This is a genomic window from Nostoc sp. CCY 9925 (assembly GCF_963920935.1).
Lineage (GTDB): Bacteria > Cyanobacteriota > Cyanobacteriia > Cyanobacteriales > Nostocaceae > Nostoc.
Genome location: NZ_CAWUDO010000055.1, coordinates 35,859 through 57,660, shown reverse-complemented (window position 1 = coordinate 57,660; position 21,802 = coordinate 35,859). Strand labels below are relative to the sequence as shown.

Sequence of the window (21,802 nt, the reverse complement as noted above, 5' to 3'; positions counted from 1 at the left end):
TTCTGCCTTAAAGCGCGTAACCTTTCATCATCACCAAAAGCTGACAAGAACCTTATCTTTGGTCAGTTTGAAGCAGGTCTGGCAAACAATTACGAAGCAGTTCAGCCAACACTGAATTTTCACACGGTTATGGGCTGGTCGTTAGCGGTGATTATAGTCGCTATTACAGCTTGGCGTCTTGTAATTCGTAACCGTAATTCCTTGAAGATACCGCCAGCTTACCTTGGTGTAGCAACTTTTTTGATTTGTCTGGTGTTCTTGCAAGTATATCTGGGAAGCAAACTATTTTGGGTATACGGGTTGCATGTCGAGCCTGTAGTTGAAGCAACGAAGCAGGAGATCTGGCCATGAACTCGCAACTAATCGAACAGTTAAGATTGAGGTTAGGTGCTAACGGATTGCCTTACGAAATTCCCATACATCCACAATTAGTACATCTAACACTAGGCTTGTTCATTATCAGCATCTTGTTTGACATCGCAGGAGCATTTTTTCACTTAGAGCGACCAATTTTCAAATTTCTGGGTCTTCCTGTCATCCGTTCTAGCTTCTTCGATGTTGGCTGGTACAACCTAATAGGATCTGCCGTTGTGACATTTTTCACCGTTGCATTTGGTTTTTTTGAGTTACTGCTGGCAAATCCACCACTGAATCAAAAGAGTGATTGGGGGTTAAGTGCTGCTTGGACAATGCTATTGCATGGTTTAGGTGGTGTTTTATTGTTGGCGATCGTTGTAGCTATGGCTGTATGGAGAGGTTTGCAACGCGATCGCTGGCGCAACGATGCTTCTCGACAAGTGCAGTGGAGTTACTTGTTAGTAGGTATTGCAATGTTCGGTATTTTGTATGTCCACGGAACTTTAGGGGCACAACTAGGGGAACAGTTCGGAATTCATGTGACTGCGGCCAAGTTAATCCAACAGGATAAAAATCCCAATTTGCTACTTCTGCCAATTTTATATCAATGAATTCAACTATAATTTATCAAATTATATGGTGATATTTTTAGAATATTTACTAATAGTTGTTTCTATAGCAGTATTGCTCGTAGTCAGTAATTTGATTGGGCAGCAAGCATATTATTGGATGCCTGCTGAAGCAACAGCAGAAGCACAAAAAGTAGATAGTTTGTTTAGCTTTTTAGTATCAGTTGGATCGTTCATTTTCCTTGGCCTTGTTGGTATGATGATTTATTCAATACTCTTTTTTCGCACACCCAAGGAAGATTACACTGAAGGGCATCCGTCTAGAGGCGATGTGAGGCTAGAAATCCTCTGGACGGTAACGCCAACTTTGTTAGTAATGTGGATAGCTTTTCAAGGTTTCAACATTTATCAGCAATTAGATATTTTAGGTTTAAGGCAAATTGTCCATTTGCATACTCCTCTAGAATCTGAAACAGCCTATGCCGCAGAAGTTAAGGATACTCCCAAACTAGCTGACGAAACAATTGATGTTTTCGTAAAGCAATGGGATTGGTCTTTTCGCTATCCAAATAATATTAATAGTAATGAATTACATCTTGCAGTTAATCGCCGTACTCGTCTAAATATGCACGCCCAGGAGGTAATTCATGGGTTCTACGTCCCAGAATTTCGCTTAAAACAGGATATCATTCCTGGACGAGAAATTGACCTTGTAGTTACACCCATTCGTGTTGGCAAATATAAACTAAAAGATTCTCAATTTAGCGGTACTTATTTTGCTTTGATGGATGCGGATGTCTATGTCGAATCGATGGAAAAATATAACCAATGGCTAACTCAAGTAACCAGTGAACCAATGATGATAAAAAATCAGGCTGTTGCTGAATATAGCCAACCGCCGAAGACATTATTTAAAACCAGCTGGTACACTGTCGCACCCACTCAATCTGGCATTGCTAATCAAAGGAAAGTCAGTAATGACACATGATAATATTCCTAACTCGGGAAATTTCCCAAACGAGGCTGCTGATAATTGGCGACAATACTTCAGCTTTAGCACCGACCATAAAGTTATCGGTGTTCAGTATATAGTCACGACCTTCATTTTCTTCCTGATTGGCGGGTTGTTGGCAATGCTTATTCGTGCCGAACTGCTTACACCTGAATTAAATGTAGTCGATCGCCCCCTCTACAACAGCTTATTTTCTATGCACGGGACAATCATGATTTTCTTGTGGATTATCCCGTTTAATGCAGGTATTTCTAATTACTTAGTACCCCTGATGATTGGAGCGCGGGATATGGCGTTTCCTTTACTCAACGCGATTTCTTTTTGGATTATTCCACCAGCAGGTATTTTTTTAGTGTCTAGCTTTTTGCTACCCAACGGCCCCGCAAAAGCTGGTTGGTGGTCTTATCCACCCGTTAGTCTGCAATATCCCCCCGACCAACCGATTAACGGTGAATTATTTTGGATTGTAAGTTTGGTACTGATTGGCATTTCTTCCATTATGGGAGCAGTCAATTTTATTACTACAATTTTTTGGATGCGGGCGCCAGGAATGACATTTTTCCGGATGCCTGTGTTTATTTGGTCAGTCCTTAGCGCCCAGTTATTGCAGCTAATTAACCTGCCTTTTTTGACAGGTGCATTGGTATTACTATTATTTGACCTGGCTTTCGGAACACAATTTTTCAAACCTTTAGAAAATGGCGACCCGATAATTTATCAACATCTTTTCTGGTTCTACTCCCATCCAGCAGTTTACATCATGGCACTGCCAGCCTTTGGGATTTTTGCAGAGGTTTTGCCCGCCTTTTCCCGGAATCCTTTATTTGGCTATCGTTCATTAGCACTTGCTTCTGTAGGCATTGCTTTAGTAAGCATTTTTGTTTGGGTGCATCACATGTTCACCAGTGCTACCCCTGGTTGGATGCGGATGACTTTTATGGTGACTTCAATGTTGGTAGCTATACCCACTGGTGTTAAAGCATTTGGCTGGACTGCCACAGTTTGGAAAAGTAAACTACACCTGGAGACACCAATGCTGTTTGCAATGGGCGGTGCAGCAATGTTTATTTTTGGTGGTGTTACTGGTGTGATGCTTGCCGCCACACCTTTCGATATTCATGTCAACAACACTTATTTTGTGGTAGGTCACTTTCACTACATTGTCTTCAACACCATCACAATGGCAATTTTCGCAGCCATTTACTTTTGGTTTCCCAAGATTAGTGGACGGATGTATGCTGAAGGCTGGGGTAAGTTGCATTTCTTGTTAACCTTTATCGGTGCCAACCTGACTTTCTTCCCTATGCACCCACTGGGTTTACAGGGAATGTTGCGTCGCATCTCCTCCTACGACCCACAGTATCAAGGATGGAATGTTCTCGCTAGTCTAGGAAGCTTTTTGCTAGGAGTATCCATATTGCCCTTTATCGCTAACATGCTAGCTTCCTGCCTACACGGGCCCAAAGCAGTAAATAATCCTTGGCACGCCACTGGATTAGAATGGACAACCACCTCACCGCCACCGCGAGATAACTTTGAGAAGATTCCGGTTGTGAAAAGACCCCCTTACGACTATGGCGATCCTAAATACTCTGTGATTGAAAATTCTGACAACGGCGAATCAGTACAACACAGATGAGGCGATGGCCAGACGCGGGGCTGAGGGGAAAATAACTAATGCCCAAAGTCCAATGACTAATGACTAATGACTAATGACCAATGACCAATGACCAATGACTAATTTATGACCCGTCGTATCATTTATATAGATGAAAGTCCCATCCGTTTTGAACGGTGGCGGCGATATTTACCAAATTGGTTGCAACGTTTTTTGCCAAGTGGGGGCGGAAATGTTGAAGACCATCATGGCAAAGGGATGTTCGGGTTTAGTGTATTCCTGCTATCAGAAAGCTTAGTTTTTTTGAGTTTCATATTTACGTATGTGGCTTTGAGATTGACGCACTCAAAAAATTGGCTGCCCCCTGGTGTTTCAGGAGTGGAATTGTCTAATTTTGTGATTATTAATACAGTGGTTTTGCTCTCTAGCAGCTTTGTGATTCAACCAGCCGAAAATGCTCTCAAGCGTGGCAGTTTAATCACATTTCGCTGGCTTTGGTTGATGGCGATCGCAATGGGAACCTACTTCTTAGTTAGTCAAGGAATTGAGTGGAGCAAACTCGATTTTGGTTTAAGCACAGGACTAGTTGGTTCAACATTTTACCTATTAACAGGTTTCCACGGTCTCCACGTTCTTACTGGTGTAATTCTCCAGATAATTATGCTTATTCGCTCATTTATTCGGGATAATTACAACAAAGGTCACTTCGGTGTGAGTGCAACTACCTTGTTTTGGCATTTTGTTGATGTAATTTGGGTCTTTTTATTCTCACTCCTCTATTTGTGGCGAGCATAAAAATATTCAAAAATCAAAACTTTTCAGGAGTAAATTTATGAAGTTATTAGCACAAGAATTACCCTCTCCAAGAGCAATTCAAGAAGCTCCAGCACCTGGTACAAACAAAGATCCACTGATTGCACGTAACTTACAAAAAGAACAGTATGTTGGCATTATTGGGCTAGCGATCGCTCTAGTTGCCGCTGTGGGATTTTTTAGCCGCAGAGTCGAATACGCTATTGTATTCGCTATTGTTCTTAGTGCCATTCTCATTGCTTTCTTTTTATTTGTATAGCAAATTAGTCATTGGTCATTAGTCATTATTCATTGGTCATTGGTCATTGGTCATTGGTCATTAGTTATTTCTCCCCCTGCCTCCCCTACTTTCCCTGCTCCCTCATCTCCCCAATCCACAGTCCCTAGTCCCCAATTTATGAACAGTCCAGTTTATCAAACTGTAATTGTCGGCGGTGGTTTTACCGGACTATTTACAGCATTAAACCTAGCTCACGAACATTATCCTCGCTCTGTAATTTTGATTGATAAAGATGAGCGTTTTTGCTTTAAGCCATTACTGTATGAATATTTTGATGGCGAAATGGATACCTTTCAAGTAGTACCGCGTTTTTCGGAATTACTTCGGGGTAGCGGTGTTATCTTTGTTCAAGATACAGTGCAGTCGATAGATTTGCATCAACAACAAGTCCAATTATCTTCAGGAAACTCCTACAAATACAGTAACTTAGTATTAGCTTTAGGTAGTGTTACTGGCTATCATGGTGTTGAAGGAGCCAAAGAAAACGCCTTTCCTTTCTGGACACAAGCAGATGCGATCGCTCTCGACCGTCATTTACGTGAATGTTTACAAAAAGCAGTTAAAACTGAAGATGCAGAACAGCGTCAAAAACTATTAACAGTAGTTATAGTTGGTGGTGGTGCTTCTGGTGTGGAAATGGCAGCTACTTTAGCAGATTTTCTCCCACATTGGTACGGCGCTTTAGGCGGTAATTCAACTGAAATTCGTGTGATGATACTCAATCATGGGCAAAAAATTCTGGATGGCGATATTAACGATCCATTACGCCCAATTGCTGAAAAAGAATTACAAAAACGTACTGCATCAATTGAAATTATCGCGGGAGCAGAAGCCACTGCTGTTCACTCCAACGTAGTTGAATATAAGAGTAACGACCGAGTAAACACCCTGCTAACATACACTACAATCTGGACAGCTGGTACTTCCGTCCATCCACTAATTAAAAACTTACCAATTCCTCAAGAACATCGAGATCCTCACAATCGTCTCCTAGTTACTTCTACTATGCAATTACTCGATTTCCCAGAAGTTTTTGCAGGCGGTGACTGTGCAGCTGTTCAGGATAATTCGCTGCCACCAACAGCCCAAGTAGCTTATCAACAAGGAGCTAATATTGCCAATAATTTGAAAGCGATCGCAATAGGAGAAGACCCTAAAAATAAGAAGGTTAATATCCGAGGAACCCTCTTAAAGTTAGGGCTAAATGATGCTGCCGCCAACTTATTCAATGTTTTTGAAGTTGCAGGCGAACCTGCACACTTAATTCGTCAAGCGACTTATTTAACACTATTACCAACCCCAATTCATGACTTTAAAGCTACAAGTGAATGGCTGGATGAAGAGATTTTTCATCACCACCTCGGTCCTGACGATATGGGTAAAAAGGTAGTACAGGCAGTAGAGTTAGTTGGTGCAGGAGTCGTTAGTGTTTTAGTTGCAAGAAAATTAATGAGAATGTTAGGAGAAAAGGAGAAAAAGGAATAGTAAGTAGGAAGTGAGGAGTGGAGAAGAGTTTTTCTGGCAGGCTGATATTTAATTATAATGAAAATGATAATTTATTGATGAATACGCGTACTCGTAACAGTTATTCGTCAGTTTAGCCTTAGTAGTTGCGGTACTTCAGGCGATTCAAAACTGTTATAAATTTTAGGAATTGCATTATGAATTATCCTTTTCAACATAACCTAGTGATATCAGTGAGTACTTGCCAGCATAAATGAATAAAGCCATCCGTTCGTCACTCCTTACCCGTAAACGTTTAATTGAAGCAGCCTCGCAAGTATTTGCTATTTTAGGGGTTCAAGGAGCAACTACCCGTGAAATAGCTCGTGTTGCTGGCGTGAATGAAGTGACTTTATTTCGCCACTTTACTAGCAAAGAACAACTTTTGGGAGCAGTAATCGAAAATGTTTTCGCACTCCAGATAGAAGCTCTTGCACACCCGCAAGCATGGACACAGGATTTGAAAATTGATTTAAAACAGTATGCCCAGCTTTACAATACTATGTTAGAGGCACATGAAGACTTAATTCGCACCTTCATTGGAGAAGCCAAGCGTCACCCTGAGGCCGCCAGACAAGTAATTGAAGAAGCTGCCAAGCCATTAAGGGAAAAACTGGTAGCTTACTTGCAATCTGGTCAAAGACGAGGCATGGTTAAAGCAGATGTCGATCCATTTCCAGCAGTCGATATGTTTACAGGAATGCTGTTAGCTGGAATGCTATGTCGTACTGCAAAATTCAACCAAGGCAACTATAACTGTGAGGAGTATATTGAAACTTGTGTAGATATTTTTGTGCGTGGTATCAGCATCACTACCCTCTAATACAGCTTGTATCACGTTGGCGATAAATAATCTACAATCTCGATCCTAGTAGAGAAACAGCAAAGGCGATCGCCTGATGCTGATTACACATATTGACAAAATTTTTACCTTGTGAATTAAATTAGCTCTGCTAAAACAAGGTGGGAATAACATTATATTCTCAAAGCCTCCATGAGGAAGTGGGATTTAGAGAGATATACAAGTATTTAATATAACATTATTTATCATACATTACTTCAGGATTATGTCTAGAACAACTGAGGTTTTGTCAAAATTAAACCTGATATTTTATCACTGAAGAATTAAGTATTATGTCTAATAATCTTCAGGTAGTGTTGAATGTATATAGCTGATTTTTTGATTTTTTGGTTAATATCTAATGAACGGATGAAACCGAAAATACTTCTATTTAATGATGTCTTAATTGTTGTTTCAATAACTATTGTGAGGAATTATATGACAACTATTACTACTATTGAAATAGTAGAAAAACAGCCTATAAAGCTCGTATCTACAATACTTATCTGGCTGATGTATCTATTTTTTTTGCCTTACATCTATGCTTATTTAAATATTTTCTCACTGTTGTTTATGCTTTTTCCAGGAGTTTATATTCTTTGTTTATTAGCACAGTTTATGCATGAATGTTGGCATGAATATTTGCCACATATCGACAATAAGCTTTTTTACTTAATATTATCTTGGATAATTTTTCTCGACCCACAAACTTTTGACATAGTACATCCTTATCATCATTCTCAAGTGAATACTTACAAAGATATAGAGTTTCATCCTTTAGGAGAAATTAAGAATAAATCATTGCGAATTATTTATAACTTTTTGGAAATATGTTTTGGAAACATGTTTGTTTTAATCGTAGCAAGTTTCCAAATATCGCGACATCCAAAACTTAAACAGCAGTATTGCTTTAAAAAATTAATAATTTCTATTTTGATGCGGATTATTATTTGGGGCGGAGTTGGGTATACTTCGCATTTACTATTAGGAGTAACTACAGACAAAATTGTAATTTCTTATTTTATTACCTGTTGGATGGGATCTTTTATGGTTCATCATTGTGAATTGATAGAGCATGGAAATCTAATTGTGGAGGCAGACCTAAAAGAACGTAATTTACAAACTAGAAACTTGAAACCTTCTGGTATCTTAGAAAGATTTTTTCTGTTTATTACCCATAACCATTGTTTAGAACATTCATTACATCACTCCATGTCTAATATTTACACTCGACCATTTCCTCAAACAAATGTTCTACCAGACAAAACAGTGTATATTTCATTGAGTGAATATTTAGTAATCCTCAAAGATATGCTTACAGGTAAATGCCTAGTTGTTAATCGTGAATAATTGAATACGTGGCTAGGGTGGCACAGCAGTGCTACCCTAACTTCGTTGTTAGTTATTTGTGTTAGTTGTCTTGTCCAGTTGGCCGGATAAGGATTTCATTGACATTAACGTGTGGTGGTTGACTAACAGCATAAACGATCGCAGCAGCAACATCTTCGCTTTGTAGAGGTGTGATTGATTTGCGCCGTTCTTGGATACGTTGTTTGCTAACCGGATCGGTAATATGGTCATCAATACCTGTGTCAACTAAGCCAGGTTCGATGATGGTAATGCGAATATTATCCTTGTAGACTTCTTGACGCAATGCTTCCGACAGAGCATTTACACCCCATTTAGTAGCGTTGTAAACACCTACACCAGCCCGTGCTGTCCGGCCAGCAACCGAGGAAATGTTAACTATATGCCCCGATTGTTGCTGTTTTAAAATGGGTAAAGCTGCGTGAGTAACATACAGCAATCCTAAAACATTAATATCAAAAGACCGCCGCCAGTCTGCCGGATTTCCTGTTTCAATAGTACCGAGCAAGGCAATACCAGCATTATTAACTACAATATCTATCCGACCTAACTCTGCATTCACCTTGCTCACTAAGTTATTTACCTGAGTTTCATCAGTAATATCAGTGACAGCGGGCAGAGCATCACCACCACTAGCTTCGATGCGTTGTGCTAATGCCTCAAGAAGCTCACCACGCCTAGCAGCCAGGACTACTTTTGCCCCTTCTGCTGCTAAGGCGATCGCTGTTGCTTCTCCAATTCCAGATGAAGCTCCAGTAATAATTGCTACTTTGCCTTGTAATTTACCTGTCATTTGTTATTTGTCCTTTGTCATTAGTCATTAGTCAAAACTCTTCGGGTAGAGAAAAGGGTAAGAACTTTGTTTAATTCCTTTTCTCCTTTTCCCCTTCCCCTTGGCGAAGCCATCCCCCCTTCCTCAACCTCAAAACAGATGCCATTGCTGCACCACATAGTATTAAAGCTGCAAAACGAAAAGTTCCTTGGAAGCCAACAACCATCGCTTCAGGAGGAGCAACGGACACATCTGCACCCCCAGCCATAGTAGCGATTAACCCTCCAAATACTGCCCCAAATAGAGAAACTCCTACGGTATTACCTGAAGTGCGTGACAAAGACAGCAACCCAGAGGCAATCCCTAGCCGTTCGCGAGGTACTGTTCCCATAACGGCGCTGTTGTTGGGGGATTGGAATAAACCCAGTCCAATACCGTAAATAAAATAACGGGACACGTAGCCTAACTCAGTAAGTTCTGCATTAAAGGTGCTAATCCCTAAACAGCCGCCAATCATCAACCCCAAGCCAATTGAGCTAATCAGTTGAGCACCAAAGCGGTCTGCAAGTGTTCCAGCCAAGGGGGCAATGAACCCACTCAGTACAGGCGATACTGCAAGTAGCAACCCTACTTTTACTGTGGGATATTGCTTTACTCCCTCTAAAAAGAATGGGACGATTAGTAGCGAACCTCCAATAACGATGAACGCTAGCCAACCACTGAGCAAACTCATACTCAACTGAAGATTGCCAAACAAGTGCAGTTCTAGTAGTGGCTGCTCTATGACTCTTTCAACTACCAAAAAAATTGTCAAACTAAGAGCGGCGATCGCTAGTAATATCAATGCATTGATACTACTAAAGCCTTGGCTTTGACCTACTGTCATACCTAGCCCAAAACTACCCAAAGTAAATAAAGCTAATATTGCTCCAAAAGGGTCAAATTTCTGTTTCCCCTCAATACCTACAGAAGGTGGCACTACGCGAGCTACTAAGAAACTAGCTACGATCCCCAGTGGTACATTGATTAAGAATATACTATGCCAACCTGACCAACCCAGCAGTAGTCCGCCAGCCGAAGGGCCAAAAGCAATACCCAATGACACCACACTACCGATAATGCCCACCGCTCGACCTCGTTCGGAAGAAGGAAAAACTTCTGTGATAATTGCCAAACCAAGCCCAGAGATGAACACAGCACCTAATCCTTGAAGTGCGCGAAAGCCGATTAACCACTCGATACCAGGTGCAAGACCACACAACAGCGAACTGAAAGTGAACAAAACAAGTCCACCTTGATATAAGGACTTCTTACCCCACATATCCCCCAGCCGCGTTGCTCCCAACACTAAACCGGAACTGACTAACTGGTAACTCAATACAGCCCATTGAGTTATGGGAAAAGTGGTGTCAAAGGTTTCTACCAATGTGGGTAAAGCAACATTGATAATACCCACATCCAAGGTAGACATGAACACCCCAAGCCCCACACCAACTAAAACCCAATTTTTTTGAGAACCTGACAAAGCCAGAGGTTGTGCTTGCAATTTTGCCAACGTTTAGTCTCCGCCTTTAACTTTACGGTTATGAATAGTTTGCATACGTATATTAATTGTAAGTTGCTACCATTACTGTCAAGCTTAATAAACTACTATTCATAAAATACGGTAAGTTTATCAATTTACCGTATTTTACCTTATTGCCTTTTGCAGTTGATCTTTTATCTTCGGGGAAAACTTTTTGATTTACTGAAATTATGCAGAGATTCCAGTTCAGATGCAGTCAGGTCGCGCCATTGACCCGGTTGCAGGTCATTTAATTGTATGTGGCTGATGCTGACTCTGACCAATCGCAAAGTCGGAAACCCCACAGCGGCAGTCATGCGCCGCACTTGGCGGTTTTTTCCCTCAGTCAAGGTCATTTCCAGCCAAGCTGTTGGTACATTTTTGCGAAATCTAATCGGTGGGTTGCGTTCAGGTAGCTGTGGTTCTTCTGGTAACAGCCTAACTTCTGCTGGTTGAGTGCGGTAATCTTGAATTTCCACACCTGTTTGCAACCTTTTTATCGCCTCTGCATCGGGAATTCGTTCTACTTGTACCCAATAAGTGCGTTTATGAGCAAAACGCGGATGGGCAAGGCGATGTTGCAATTGCCCATCGTTGGTTAACAGCAGCAAACCTTCACTGTCCCAATCTAAGCGTCCCACAGCATACACATCAGGTACATCAATATAATCTTTGAGAGTGCTATGTGTGGGAGTCTCTTTGGTAAATTGGCTGAGAACGCCATAGGGTTTGTAAAAAATAATATATCGATGGTGATTTGTCATTGGTCATTAGTCATTTGTCATTGGGCATGAAAAAGAGGACAGGGGGAAAGACTTGTCGCAAGTTATCATTTTGTCCCCTTATCTCGCCCACTTCTATATCCTGATGCATCCAAAGCTTTAACTGATAATAACTTTTACTTTTCAGTCGATGCCCACTGAATAATTAAATCGTAATTTAAAATACTAGTAGTTTTGCACTTGATGTTTAATAACAAGTATGGGTCAGGTTTCTAAAAGGCGATCGCTCCATACATATATTTAGCGTTAAAAGTCTCTATAACAAGGATATCAGTAGTGTGTAGGTGTAGCCATACCCAGATATTGCCTTGAGGATAGCGATCACTACTCTCAGTAAAATCCACATCAAACCTCACTCTATAGTACCCAGTATTTTTATTTAAAAATATATAAATATACAAGTAAGGCAAAGTCAAACAAATTACACTTCAAGTAGTGACACCCAACTGAACAAAGATTATAGTGATTAAATTAACCCAATCAACTGTGTAAGCATACTAGTCAATAGCTGCTTTTAAACATATTAAAAGCGTGATTTCAGGGAGAAACTAGTTTTACTAAATATGCAATATATTATACTGAAAACTATAATTTTCGGCTAATTTTCTGTGCCTGAAAACAGTAATACCAGTAGGTTAATATCTCAAGTTTCTAAAACAATTAATTTCAGTAGGTATAACTTATGGCAACTATCAAGGGTACTGGTGTTAATGATGTCCTCAACGGCACCACAAGCGGTGACATCATCTATGGCTACGAGGGCGATGACTTCCTCAGTGGTGAAGCAGGTAACGACACACTAGATGGTGGCACTGGTAACGATACATTGAAAGGTGGAGCGGGTAACGATACTTACATCGTTGATAGCCCTGGGGATATTGTCAGTGAAGATTGCTAATTGGAGGCAAAGGCCATGACATTCTGCACGGGTCTGATGGCATTGATACCTTTGGCTTTAATGCATACAATCAAGGCATTGATTATGTTGCTGACTTTGACGCGAGTGTTGAGCATATTCAGGTATCGGCTGCTAGTTTTGGTGGCGGGTTAGTAGCAGGTACACTTTTGGCTAGTCAGTTTACCATCGGTTCAGCCGCGACAACAGACACTCAGCGATTTATCTACTACAGCAGTGCAGGTGTCTTGTTCTTTGACCAAGATGGTAACGGAGCTGCATTTAGTCAAGTACAATTCGCACAATTATATAGTGGTGTTCCACTAACTGAAGCTAATTTCGTTGTTGTTGCCTAAATTGTAATAGCAAATCTAGGCATTGCAGATAAGCTAATCGTCATTCATTTTTCCAGAGTGATTCGCTTGTAGTAAGCGGCTCTATCCCTGGTTTTATGCAACTTAAATGCTCATTAGCTTATAGAGCGATCGCATTTTCCAGATTGTTTTTGTGATGCGATCGCTTGATTGCAAATATCTATATTACCAGGGTCCCCAGATAGCAAAGGTAATTCCAGGACTCTGTACGTTGACAAACATCGTCTGGCCATCCGGGGAGAAGCAGACCCCGGCGAACTCTGATGTATTGAGGGCATTCTTGCCAAACTTGTAAAGACTGCCACTGGGAGTAATGCCCAGAATATAATCCGTTCCATCCCCATCTTCACAGAGGAAGATGTCCCGGTTGGGAAAAACCACAATATTGTCTGGATTGTCTAAGACGCCAGAATTGTTAGGCTCAATATAGAGTTCAACGGTATTGTTAGTGGGCGAATAACGCCAGATCTGCCCATCTCCAGAACTACCCCCACTCTTGCAAGTGAAGTAGACATAACCGCTCCCATAAAAGATGCCTTCCCCACCTGAAAATCTGGCAGCACCTTTGTTATACCCTTCTGTTCTGACGGTATCAGTGGCGGGATCGGGAGTATTAATCTGTACCCATTCCACTGCTCTAGGTGTATTTTTTGGGAAACCTGTAGCTGTGTTAATTCCAGATGACCCTGTAATCTTTAAGGCGTATAACGAGCCACCAGCACTCAGGTTGTTGCTTTGGTTAGGAATGAAGCGGTAGAACAGTCCATTTCCTTGATCTTCTGTCATGTAGATATACCCTGTGTTGGGATCTACAGCAGCAGCCTCGTGATTAAAACGCCCCATTGCGGTTAGTGGGACGGGGGTAACAAAAGTTGTTGCATTACTGCGAACTTCAAACACATAACCATGCTTCTTGCCGTTATTGGTTTCAAAGGTTTCCTCACAGCTTAGCCAAGATCCTGAAGGGGTAGAACCACCGGCACAATTGCGAATAGTCCCTGCCAGGACTCCCCGATGTTCTACCAGGGTGCGGGAAGAACTAACAACTAATTTAGTGCAACCGCCCCTTGCATTTGAGTTATATTTGCTGCCAGTAGGAGCGTTCAAACCATTGCTAGAAGAAGGAGTGAGTTCGTGGTTGCGAATTAGAATCGTATTGCCATTAGCTCCTGTAAAAGCACCCATACCATCGTGACCACCGGGTACTCGGTAACCATCATTCATCGTTTGACCTGTTTCGGACAGTCTGCGATAAGTGAATCCAGCTGGCAAATCTAATACTCCGTTGGGGTCGGGGACTAAATTGCCGTAGGGGCCAGCAGCGATCGCGGGTTTAGCGTAGAATGCTTGCAAAGGAGATAGAAGGACAGCACCTGTAGCCGATGCCCCTGCCAAGGTAAAAAACTGACGTCTCGATAGATTCAATGTAGACCCCCTAATGTTTTGGACAAGGCTTAATTTGTTGCAAATAGCCAGCCTCAATTATCTAGGAGGAGCAGGTTTTTTCAAATTAATAAGAGGTTAAAAAAAGATTATTTAAGGCATTAAATTAAGAGAAAAAACATACAAATTTCTAATGGCTTTTTTGCATAAATAAACAGAGCGCCTGATTTGACTTCCTTTACATTTATTTAGAGGCAAGCTCTCATCCATAGGCATTCTGGAGATAACTTAAGTTGTTTATGTTAAGAGAAGATTAAAATAGCTTTATGAAAATAAAATAAAAACTATGTTATCCAATAGATGAACGTATAACCTAATCTTGTACTTATTGGAAAGTAGAAGGCGATCGCTATCAAGTAAGCTTTAGGAAATTGCCTTCATATAGCTTAAATAAAAAAGCCCAGTCACTATCATAACTGGGCTTTTAGCTATTTCAATCTCTGAAAGGAGGTAGAGTAGTTTTATTTACAACCCATTGGCAACCGTTTATAGATTCACTTTGACAACTTTGTTCTTTTCTTGCTCAGTTTTAGGTAGTGTCAAATTCAAAATGCCGTCTTTGTATTCGGCGGTCACATTGGTATTTTGAACCCTAGTAGATAGAGGAATTACACGTTGGAATTTACCGTAATAAAATTCACTCTTAGTAGTACCTTTTTCTTCAGTTTTAGTTTCAGACTTACGTTCGCCACTAATATGCACAGCATCTTGAGTGACTTGAATATCGAGGTCTTTAGCTGAGATTCCTGGTAATTCTAGCTTAAGATGAATTGCATCCTTAGTTTCTTGCAATTCAGCGGCGGGAACTCTAATTAAGGCTTTTTCAAACCGTGCAGATGGTACTTTAGTATCTCCAAGTAAACCGTTGAGGTGACGTTCTAGAGTATTCAATTCTTGCCAGGGGCTGTAACGAACTAGCATATCAGCTTATTCCTTGTAGTAATAGTAGTTTTTACCCGAACTCAATGAAGATTTAAATCCTTCCTTTAATTGCCATGTTATTGAAAATTAACAACCTTGTAAATTCGGTTTTCACGTCTAATTAATGATGATTACCGTCAGCGAAGCTAGGGAGATTATCATGTAGAGAAAACCGAAAAATTATTGGTTCGGTAAACCAGAATCTACTTTAATTTTTGAGATTATAAGGTTTTCTTGTTGAACAAAATCCGTAAATAAAAAAAGGCTAATTATCCAGTCACTACTCACAGAAATAAGTTCAAAAATTAAAGGCGATCGCTATATTATTCTCGCTCAAAGATGAATAAAATTGAGACTGGTTTTTTAGTCTTTGGGTGACAGGGTTCGATTAACTTCAACAAACGGTAATTTTTTAGATGAAACTCACAAATCCATGATTCGATTGTTCTAAAGTACCAAGGAGCAGCAGCAAACGACTCTAAAGCGATTCCTTGCCAAGAAGTCTCGCGCCATCCATTAGAGTATGGAAAGTCACCGCAAGCCATCAGAGGATGAAGTGTTTGAATGATTATTTTTCCCTTATCAGCTAACAAACTATTACTAGCCTGGGCTATCTCGCCGAGGCTGCGTTCTCCAAGCAGTGAAAAATTGCAGATGAAGCAGTCAAACTGGTTAATGCTGCCAAATTTTTGTGACGGAAGATCCGAGTAGGAAGACACGACAAAGCGGACATCACCAAGGCATCGCGCTGATTCGACAAGTTCGGCAATGCCATCAACTCCCCAGCCATCAAACCCGCGACGGAACAGTTCACGGCACAACCACCCTTCGCCACATCCGATGTCTAAAAAGGTTCGCGGTTCAAGTTCAACTACGGCTTCTACAATTGCTTTGTCTGTGACTAAAGCGCGGCTTTCAAGAAGTTGGTCGCGAACTACACGCGTCCAGGGTTGGGCGTTTACTGCCCATGAATGGAGAATTTCTTGTTCGTTTTTGTCCATAGCTTATAAGATTTTGGATTGGGAATAGCTCACATTAAATCTATCTTTGATTTAGTGATTCTAATTCTTGGTAGTGCTTGCCTAATTGATTCTGAATTATAAATTAGACTTTTTGCAAAAGCCATTCTTTTAAATTCCTTCTTTGCGTCTTTGCGTGATGCAAACAAGTATTTACCCAAGAAGTCTATTGTACATTGACATTCATTATTTATTTTATGTTTAAGAATGAAAATTTACCTTTAATACCGTTTGCTTCCATTTTTAATTGTGCAACATAAAACTCTTTTTGAATGACATCACCTGTTGGTGTAAAAGCAATTTCACCAAGAGGAGTTTGATATTTTCCTTTTAATAGCTCCTGATTCAGTTGTGTACGTAACTGTGGCAAAGTTAATTTGTTAATTTCGCTTTTTTTATCTAAAGATTGCAGAGCTTCTATATATACCTGCATCGCTGCAAAAGCTTGAGCGCTAACTTGGGGTGGTTCTCTTTGATATTGTTCAATATAAGCTTTGCGAAATACCGCGTTCATCTCACTAGGATATACAGGACTATAAGCTTGAGCAACAATCACGCCATCACAAAGCGCTCTACACACAGAAAATATATGCGATGTGTTAAAACCATTCCCACCAATAATTAATCCTTTATAACCAAGTTCTCGTAATTGTTTAACTAAATTACCTCCATCTACTGCTAACCCCGATATAATTACTAAATCTGGTTTTAAATTAATAGCATCGCTGGCTTGAGCTTGAAAGTCTGTATCTGTAGTTTGAAATTTTTGGACTGTAACTAAATTCAATCCTAAATTTTTAACTGTTTTTTGAAAAATTTCCGTTTCTGATTTATTGAAAGCATCATTTTGAGCGTAGAATACGGCTACTCTTTTGATTTGAGGATTTTGTTTGAGTGCAGCTTTCAGGGAATAAGGAGCAACCACAGCTACAGATGAAGAAACACGAGCAACATAATCACCAATTTCAGGAATGCCTTGAGCAGTATTTGATGCTCCAATCACTGGAACTCGATTGCGATCTGCTATGGGGTTGGCGCTAAAAGCTTGTTGTGATAAAGTAGGGCCAATTATGCCAACTACTTTATTTTGATTAATTAAAGTTTGAAAAGCATTAATGGCTCCAGCTTCATCGCCACCAGTATCTTGAAATACTAATTTAATTGGTTTACCATTGATGCCTCCTGTGTGATTAAAATACTTTTCGGCAATTTTTACTCCATCGGTTCCCTCTTGACCAAGTAATGCCACATTGCTTGTTTGGGCAAAGGCGATTCCTATGGGAATAGCATTAGATGTATTTGTTTTTGGATTAAGATTATCACTTTTGCTACAAGCTACGAGCAATATGGAGCATATAAATAAGAATGCAGTTTGAGGAGCGATCGCATTTTTCATAAACGCCTAAATATTATTTTTTTTTAGAATCAATTTATCAATTCATTACGGTGCGCTATGGTTTGAGCCTAACGCACCATATTATTTGTTTACTTCTTATTCCAGAGAGTGATAAATTCTTTATAGATGGCTGGAGTTATCTGACTTTGTAAGTGATTTAATGCATCACGATGATTGAGATTGTTGTCATCATAATAAGTGAATAAATTTGTCAGCTTTACAAGTTCAGGATTTTGATCGTTTGTCCCCCTCCATTTGTTAGTAACCTTGTGTAAAACATCCTTAGGGAGATTTTGTTGTAAGTTATTTAGTGCTGCAATATAAGAAGGATTTTGAGGATTCTTTTGGAATTGCAAACACAATTCTATCAGTTTGATTTGAGTTTGAGGCTGGGGCTTATTTGGCGTCAGAGTCGGTTGCTGGAGAATTTGACGCTGTTCAACACTAGCAATACCATTTTCAGTTAGACCTTGAGATTTTTGAAATTTCTTTACGGCTTTATAAGTGGCTGGCCCATAAAAAGGCTTATCTGAAGGAATTTCAACATTGGTGGCAAAACCGTGAAACTTCAATCGATTCTGAAGCCCTTTGATTATATCCTCCATGACTTCTCTAGTCTCGGAATCAGCGTTACCATTAACTACAAGTTTTTGTGGGTACTGTTTTTGAAACTTTTTAATGGCTTCTTCAGTAGGATCGTCTGTTAAGGAGTTGTTATTCCGCTTCCAAGGAGCAAATTGAGGATCGGGGTTAGGATCGATCTCAGGAGCTAAATATCCCAGCCCAATTAATATATGGCGGATGACTTGAGGGCTATAAACGGCCATGCTTTCTGGTTCCTTTACTACTAAATTCAAGTTTATGTATTGTATTTTACAAAAAAAATTAGGGGTGCATAGCTATGCGCCCCACAAATTGTTTTATTCAAAGCAATATTAGTAATACTAAGCGGTTTGAGTACCCTCGGCTGATTTTTTCAGTGCGTTACGTCTCCGAGTTTGCCTGCTTTTGCGGATGCGATCGCTTGTACGGACACCTCCCGCCATCATATATTGGTAGCTGTCTTTGCCGTACTTTAAAGCCACTCCCATCAACATTCTCTCACTTATCTCATTTAATTTTTGTTCTGACTCTTTAATCTCAATTCGCAAAGCATCAATCAGCTCTAAAGCCTTGTTATAGGAATCCATTTCGCTGCGTAATTTTTCAATTAGTTCTGTTAAGTTTTTTAAGCTACAACCATTTCCTAAATCTAAATTTGGATCGATTTCCTTTAATCCAGCAGCTCTTAACTCAGCCTTTTCTAAAACACGAGATACTTGTCTTTTACGAAGCATAAATTGAGTCCTATTCAAGGGTTATAGAGCTAGTTTGCTCTATTAAAACCATATAGTGTTCAGGATAATCCACAGATAATTATATTTTTTATGACTTAGCCCTTCTCTACGAGAGGCTAGGCAATGAGGAATAGGGAAAAAACTTGCCTGAATAATTGAATTCCTTGCATAAATCAAAAATAAAGAACCCCACCCCGCGAAGACAGCAAACGCTCCCCTAAGAACTTGCTCTTAGGGGTTGGGGGTGGGGTGTTAGGGACTTTTGCAAGAGGTCTATTGAACTCCTTGCAACAAGTCTTTCCCTCTACTGCCAGTGAGCGAAACAGACTCATGATACAAGTGCCTCAATTTAAGCTAATCGGCATTCAAATTGAGAAAATTTTAATTTGAATTCGGAGCATACCCCTGCGGGGAAGCAAGCTACGCGTTGCGTCTCCTAGAGAAGTGACGTGACTTTTACGACAATCCTTTGTCTTTGATTTGTTTAGATGTAGCTTCCATAAAGTTGATGAAAACCTGTATTATCTGATGAATTCCCTCGCTACCTCCTGCAATTAAACCTCCTGTTAATAAGGCATCTAAAGAACGGAAAATAACTAGCTGTATTTGATTATTTGAATCGATAATTACCAATGGTTCGATTGAACGAATACCAATTGCGCTGATTAAAAGACCGAATAAAAGCGATGTCCATAGTGCGATTGTTCGTGTATCAGCTTTATAGGCTGCTCTTTGGCGTTCTTTTACGTTTAAATCATCAAGTTCTGGTTTGACTACTAATAATACTTCTTCTTGGCTCTGGATAAAATTTTGGATAATTTGTTGTTCTAAGCTCATTCCTTCAGGCGGGAGAATACTGGTTTGGTTAGATTTAAAGTTAGCAATATTACTTGGTTTATTTTGCTCATTGACTAGTTTTAATTTTTCGTCAATCACAATTTTTTGTCGCTGAATTTCAATATCCAATTCTTCGATAAATGAGCTTCGCCAGGTAGTTATAAAAACTTCTAAAGAACGTTCGACCAACAAAGAAATAAATAATAGCAGTGTCAGTAGTTGTATAATATCACTCAGCCCAAAAGGTCTGAAAGTAAATGGTTGAGATGATAACCAAGTTGAAAAAGTTACTACTAAAAAACTAATAATGATTAATACAATAAATAGAGGAGATTCTGAAGAAAGCCTGAGCAAAGTTTCTATACTCCTGTTGGGTGTCACAACATCAGGTGAGAACTGCACCTGCTGAGTAACTTAACAAGGTTAATTTGTTAGAACAGTAAATAATTTATTAGCTAAGCTTTTTCTCTAGGAAGTCCTTAAGAGGTTGTTTGAAAAGTCTTCTTCTTGGTAGCAAAAGGAATGCCGATCGCTGAACTGCCCCAAAATGACCGAAAATAATTGAGTCAAACCTTCAAGAGTAAATTTATCATGTTTCGTCTGCTAACAGCGATGCCTGGGTTGGGTTACGCCTACGCCCACCGACTCCTGTGGAGTGTCACTCTTACAATACTCCTAACTTTACTTCCTGCTAGCGCTACCTGGGCTGCTTCTAGCTTGGGAGTTGATAACGGTCATCTTAGTGCTTGTCCGGCTTCAAACAACTGTGTTGTCAGTCAAAACGGAGATTCTAAACATGCTATTGACGCGATCGCTTATCAAATAAACCGCGATGCAGCAAAAGAAATTTTACTCAAAGTTCTCACCGTTGTTCCCCGCACAAAGGTTATCGAACAAACAGATAACTACATCCACGCTCTTTCTAAAAGCCGCATCTTTCAATTTATCGATGATGTAGAGTTTTATTTCCCTCCCAATGAATCAGTAATTCATGTGCGATCGGCATCTCGTGTCGGAGAGTCCGATCTCGGCGTTAACCGCAGACGTATAGAACAAATTCGTTTAGCTCTGCGCGATTTAAATATTTGATTTTAGCGATTTCTAATTGGAGTATTCTGAATTCTGAATTCAGAATTCAGAATTCTGTTTTATTGTTTGAGTTGGTGGACGTTGAGTTTTGCCTTCGCTGTAACCTAAGTCATACATACTCGCCGCTTGAGAATCTTGTTCTGGTGACATTTTAGACCGTCCAGCCCAAGCATCAGATTTTCCTAAGCTAAACCAATCTTCATCAGTCATCTCAGAAACAAATGTATTAAAAGTTGTTTTTTTGGTGTAAGTATCCATACAACTATTCCAGAGTGCTACAAAGAGCGCTTGTACATTACCCTATTGCCATAATGACAATTATCTTGGTGAAGATTACATCTTCCGCAAGTATGAATCCAGATAGATGTAGAGACGTTGCAATGCAACTTCTCTACAAGGATTTTGATATCATGCACAATTGTTTTGATACATTAAATCACCAATGCCCAATAGCCAATAAAGAAAGATTAATTGCCTCTTGCCTTTAAGTGTCCGGTATTTTTCTCAAAATCAAATCTGATTGCTATCATCGATTGTTGATTGGAAAGTTATAAATTTTACGAGAAACGATACAAAATATTTCCATTTTCACTAACTTCAAAAGAAGCATTGAGTTCCTTAGCTTTCTCATCTAGATATTCTTTAGCCTTCTCGGTTGATATCTCAGAATTTTTCGCCATTTGCAATACCGTTATCGTTCCAGAATTGCTCTCAACTAATTCTAAAAACACCAACTGAAGACGTTTTTGTTCCGATTCAAGAAGTAACGCTTTTTCTTTTTTGTTTTGCTGCACTAAAGACCAACTCAACCAACCTCCGATCATTGTTGAGGGAACAGTGAAAATAGCTAAAGCTGCTACAGCATCTTGTTTGTCTTTATTGGTAGTTTTGGGGTTAATAATATCCCAGAGCATCACCGCAGACAATGGAATGCCAAATAAAAGAAAACAGAATGCTAAAAATTTCTTAATTAGTTTCATATAACCTTGACTCACTTACTCATCGAAAAAGG

At 39.9% G+C, this 21,802-nt stretch carries 25 protein-coding genes; 12 read left to right on the top strand and 13 right to left on the bottom strand.

Annotated elements, in window-relative coordinates:
• The 9 genes from ACM0OY_RS24490 to ACM0OY_RS24450 form a co-directional block, all read left to right on the top strand.
• Nucleotides 1–351, top strand: a 351-nt coding sequence (locus ACM0OY_RS24490; RefSeq protein ID WP_414571430.1) for a DUF2231 domain-containing protein, incomplete at its 5' end; no start/stop codon positions are given.
• Nucleotides 348–968: a DUF2231 domain-containing protein gene (locus ACM0OY_RS24485; protein ID WP_414571429.1), complete on the top strand. Its 621-nt coding sequence runs from the start codon at nt 348–350 to the stop codon at nt 966–968. The genes ACM0OY_RS24490 and ACM0OY_RS24485, both read left to right, overlap by 4 nt.
• Nucleotides 969–993: 25 nt before the next feature.
• On the top strand, nt 994–1,914 hold the full coding sequence (locus tag ACM0OY_RS24480; RefSeq protein WP_414571428.1) for a cytochrome c oxidase subunit II: 921 nt from the start codon (nt 994–996) through the stop codon (nt 1,912–1,914).
• The gene (locus ACM0OY_RS24475) at nt 1,904–3,577 is read left to right on the top strand and encodes a cytochrome c oxidase subunit I (RefSeq protein ID WP_414571427.1); all 1,674 of its coding nucleotides are present in this window, start codon (nt 1,904–1,906) and stop codon (nt 3,575–3,577) included. The genes ACM0OY_RS24480 and ACM0OY_RS24475 overlap by 11 nt, the downstream gene beginning before the upstream one ends.
• Before the next feature lie 105 nt (nt 3,578–3,682).
• On the top strand, nt 3,683–4,351 hold the full coding sequence (locus ACM0OY_RS24470) for a cytochrome c oxidase subunit 3 (RefSeq protein WP_414571426.1): 669 nt from the start codon (nt 3,683–3,685) through the stop codon (nt 4,349–4,351).
• Nucleotides 4,352–4,388: 37 nt separating this feature from the next.
• Nucleotides 4,389–4,628 carry a hypothetical protein gene (locus ACM0OY_RS24465; RefSeq protein ID WP_414571425.1) on the top strand — a complete coding sequence of 80 codons (240 nt, stop codon included), beginning with the start codon at nt 4,389–4,391 and terminating at the stop codon, nt 4,626–4,628.
• 138 nt (nt 4,629–4,766) lie between these two features.
• Entirely contained in the window at nt 4,767–6,134 is a 1,368-nt protein-coding gene (locus ACM0OY_RS24460) for an NAD(P)/FAD-dependent oxidoreductase (protein WP_414571424.1), read from the top strand.
• A gap of 232 nt (nt 6,135–6,366) precedes the next feature.
• On the top strand, nt 6,367–6,975 hold the full coding sequence (locus ACM0OY_RS24455; protein WP_414571423.1) for a TetR/AcrR family transcriptional regulator: 609 nt from the start codon (nt 6,367–6,369) through the stop codon (nt 6,973–6,975).
• Between the two features lie 456 nt (nt 6,976–7,431).
• Entirely contained in the window at nt 7,432–8,343 is a 912-nt protein-coding gene (locus ACM0OY_RS24450) for a fatty acid desaturase (protein ID WP_414571422.1), read from the top strand.
• Between the two features lie 61 nt (nt 8,344–8,404).
• On the opposite strand, the gene ACM0OY_RS24445 is transcribed toward ACM0OY_RS24450, so the two are convergent.
• From ACM0OY_RS24445 to ACM0OY_RS24430, 4 genes are all read right to left on the bottom strand, one after another.
• A complete protein-coding gene (locus ACM0OY_RS24445) occupies nt 8,405–9,154 on the bottom strand; it encodes an SDR family oxidoreductase (protein ID WP_414571421.1) in 750 nt (249 codons plus the stop codon).
• Between the two features lie 70 nt (nt 9,155–9,224).
• On the bottom strand, nt 9,225–10,688 hold the full coding sequence (locus ACM0OY_RS24440) for an MFS transporter (protein ID WP_414571420.1): 1,464 nt from the start codon (nt 10,686–10,688) through the stop codon (nt 9,225–9,227).
• A 164-nt stretch (nt 10,689–10,852) separates the two neighbouring features.
• The gene (locus ACM0OY_RS24435; protein WP_414571419.1) at nt 10,853–11,461 is read right to left on the bottom strand and encodes an rRNA large subunit pseudouridine synthase E; all 609 of its coding nucleotides are present in this window, start codon (nt 11,459–11,461) and stop codon (nt 10,853–10,855) included.
• 230 nt (nt 11,462–11,691) lie between these two features.
• Nucleotides 11,692–11,823 carry a hypothetical protein gene (locus ACM0OY_RS24430; RefSeq protein WP_414571418.1) on the bottom strand — a complete coding sequence of 44 codons (132 nt, stop codon included), beginning with the start codon at nt 11,821–11,823 and terminating at the stop codon, nt 11,692–11,694.
• A 338-nt stretch (nt 11,824–12,161) separates the two neighbouring features.
• Here ACM0OY_RS24430 and ACM0OY_RS24425 point away from each other — a divergent pair, with 338 nt between their 5' ends.
• Nucleotides 12,162–12,377: a calcium-binding protein gene (locus ACM0OY_RS24425; protein ID WP_414571417.1), complete on the top strand. Its 216-nt coding sequence runs from the start codon at nt 12,162–12,164 to the stop codon at nt 12,375–12,377.
• The gene (locus ACM0OY_RS24420; protein ID WP_414571416.1) at nt 12,371–12,730 is read left to right on the top strand and encodes a hypothetical protein; all 360 of its coding nucleotides are present in this window, start codon (nt 12,371–12,373) and stop codon (nt 12,728–12,730) included. Before ACM0OY_RS24425 ends, ACM0OY_RS24420 begins: the two co-directional genes overlap by 7 nt.
• A 183-nt stretch (nt 12,731–12,913) precedes the next feature.
• On the opposite strand, the gene ACM0OY_RS24415 is transcribed toward ACM0OY_RS24420, so the two are convergent.
• The 7 genes from ACM0OY_RS24415 to ACM0OY_RS24385 form a co-directional block, all read right to left on the bottom strand.
• Nucleotides 12,914–14,173, bottom strand: coding sequence for an alkaline phosphatase PhoX (locus ACM0OY_RS24415; protein ID WP_414571415.1), 1,260 nt, complete (start codon nt 14,171–14,173; stop codon nt 12,914–12,916).
• A 504-nt stretch (nt 14,174–14,677) separates the two neighbouring features.
• Nucleotides 14,678–15,112, bottom strand: a complete 435-nt coding sequence (locus ACM0OY_RS24410; protein ID WP_414571414.1) for an Hsp20/alpha crystallin family protein — start codon at nt 15,110–15,112, stop codon at nt 14,678–14,680.
• A gap of 323 nt (nt 15,113–15,435) precedes the next feature.
• Complete coding sequence (locus ACM0OY_RS24405; protein ID WP_414571413.1) at nt 15,436–16,113, bottom strand: class I SAM-dependent methyltransferase; 678 nt, start codon at nt 16,111–16,113, stop codon at nt 15,436–15,438.
• 208 nt (nt 16,114–16,321) lie between these two features.
• Nucleotides 16,322–17,527, bottom strand: coding sequence for an ABC transporter substrate-binding protein (locus tag ACM0OY_RS24400; RefSeq protein ID WP_414571412.1), 1,206 nt, complete (start codon nt 17,525–17,527; stop codon nt 16,322–16,324).
• Between the two features lie 89 nt (nt 17,528–17,616).
• Nucleotides 17,617–18,354: a peptidoglycan-binding protein gene (locus ACM0OY_RS24395; protein ID WP_414571411.1), complete on the bottom strand. Its 738-nt coding sequence runs from the start codon at nt 18,352–18,354 to the stop codon at nt 17,617–17,619.
• A 117-nt stretch (nt 18,355–18,471) separates the two neighbouring features.
• Nucleotides 18,472–18,864: a hypothetical protein gene (locus ACM0OY_RS24390; RefSeq protein ID WP_414571410.1), complete on the bottom strand. Its 393-nt coding sequence runs from the start codon at nt 18,862–18,864 to the stop codon at nt 18,472–18,474.
• Between the two features lie 456 nt (nt 18,865–19,320).
• The gene (locus ACM0OY_RS24385; RefSeq protein WP_414571409.1) at nt 19,321–20,103 is read right to left on the bottom strand and encodes a hypothetical protein; all 783 of its coding nucleotides are present in this window, start codon (nt 20,101–20,103) and stop codon (nt 19,321–19,323) included.
• A gap of 189 nt (nt 20,104–20,292) precedes the next feature.
• Here ACM0OY_RS24385 and ACM0OY_RS24380 point away from each other — a divergent pair, with 189 nt between their 5' ends.
• Nucleotides 20,293–20,790, top strand: a complete 498-nt coding sequence (locus ACM0OY_RS24380; protein ID WP_414571408.1) for a DUF1499 domain-containing protein — start codon at nt 20,293–20,295, stop codon at nt 20,788–20,790.
• Nucleotides 20,791–20,829: 39 nt separating this feature from the next.
• On the opposite strand, the gene ACM0OY_RS24375 is transcribed toward ACM0OY_RS24380, so the two are convergent.
• A complete protein-coding gene (locus ACM0OY_RS24375) occupies nt 20,830–21,048 on the bottom strand; it encodes a hypothetical protein (protein ID WP_414571407.1) in 219 nt (72 codons plus the stop codon).
• A 299-nt stretch (nt 21,049–21,347) separates the two neighbouring features.
• Entirely contained in the window at nt 21,348–21,770 is a 423-nt protein-coding gene (locus ACM0OY_RS24370) for a hypothetical protein (protein WP_414571406.1), read from the bottom strand.
• Nucleotides 21,771–21,802 lie beyond the last annotated feature (32 nt).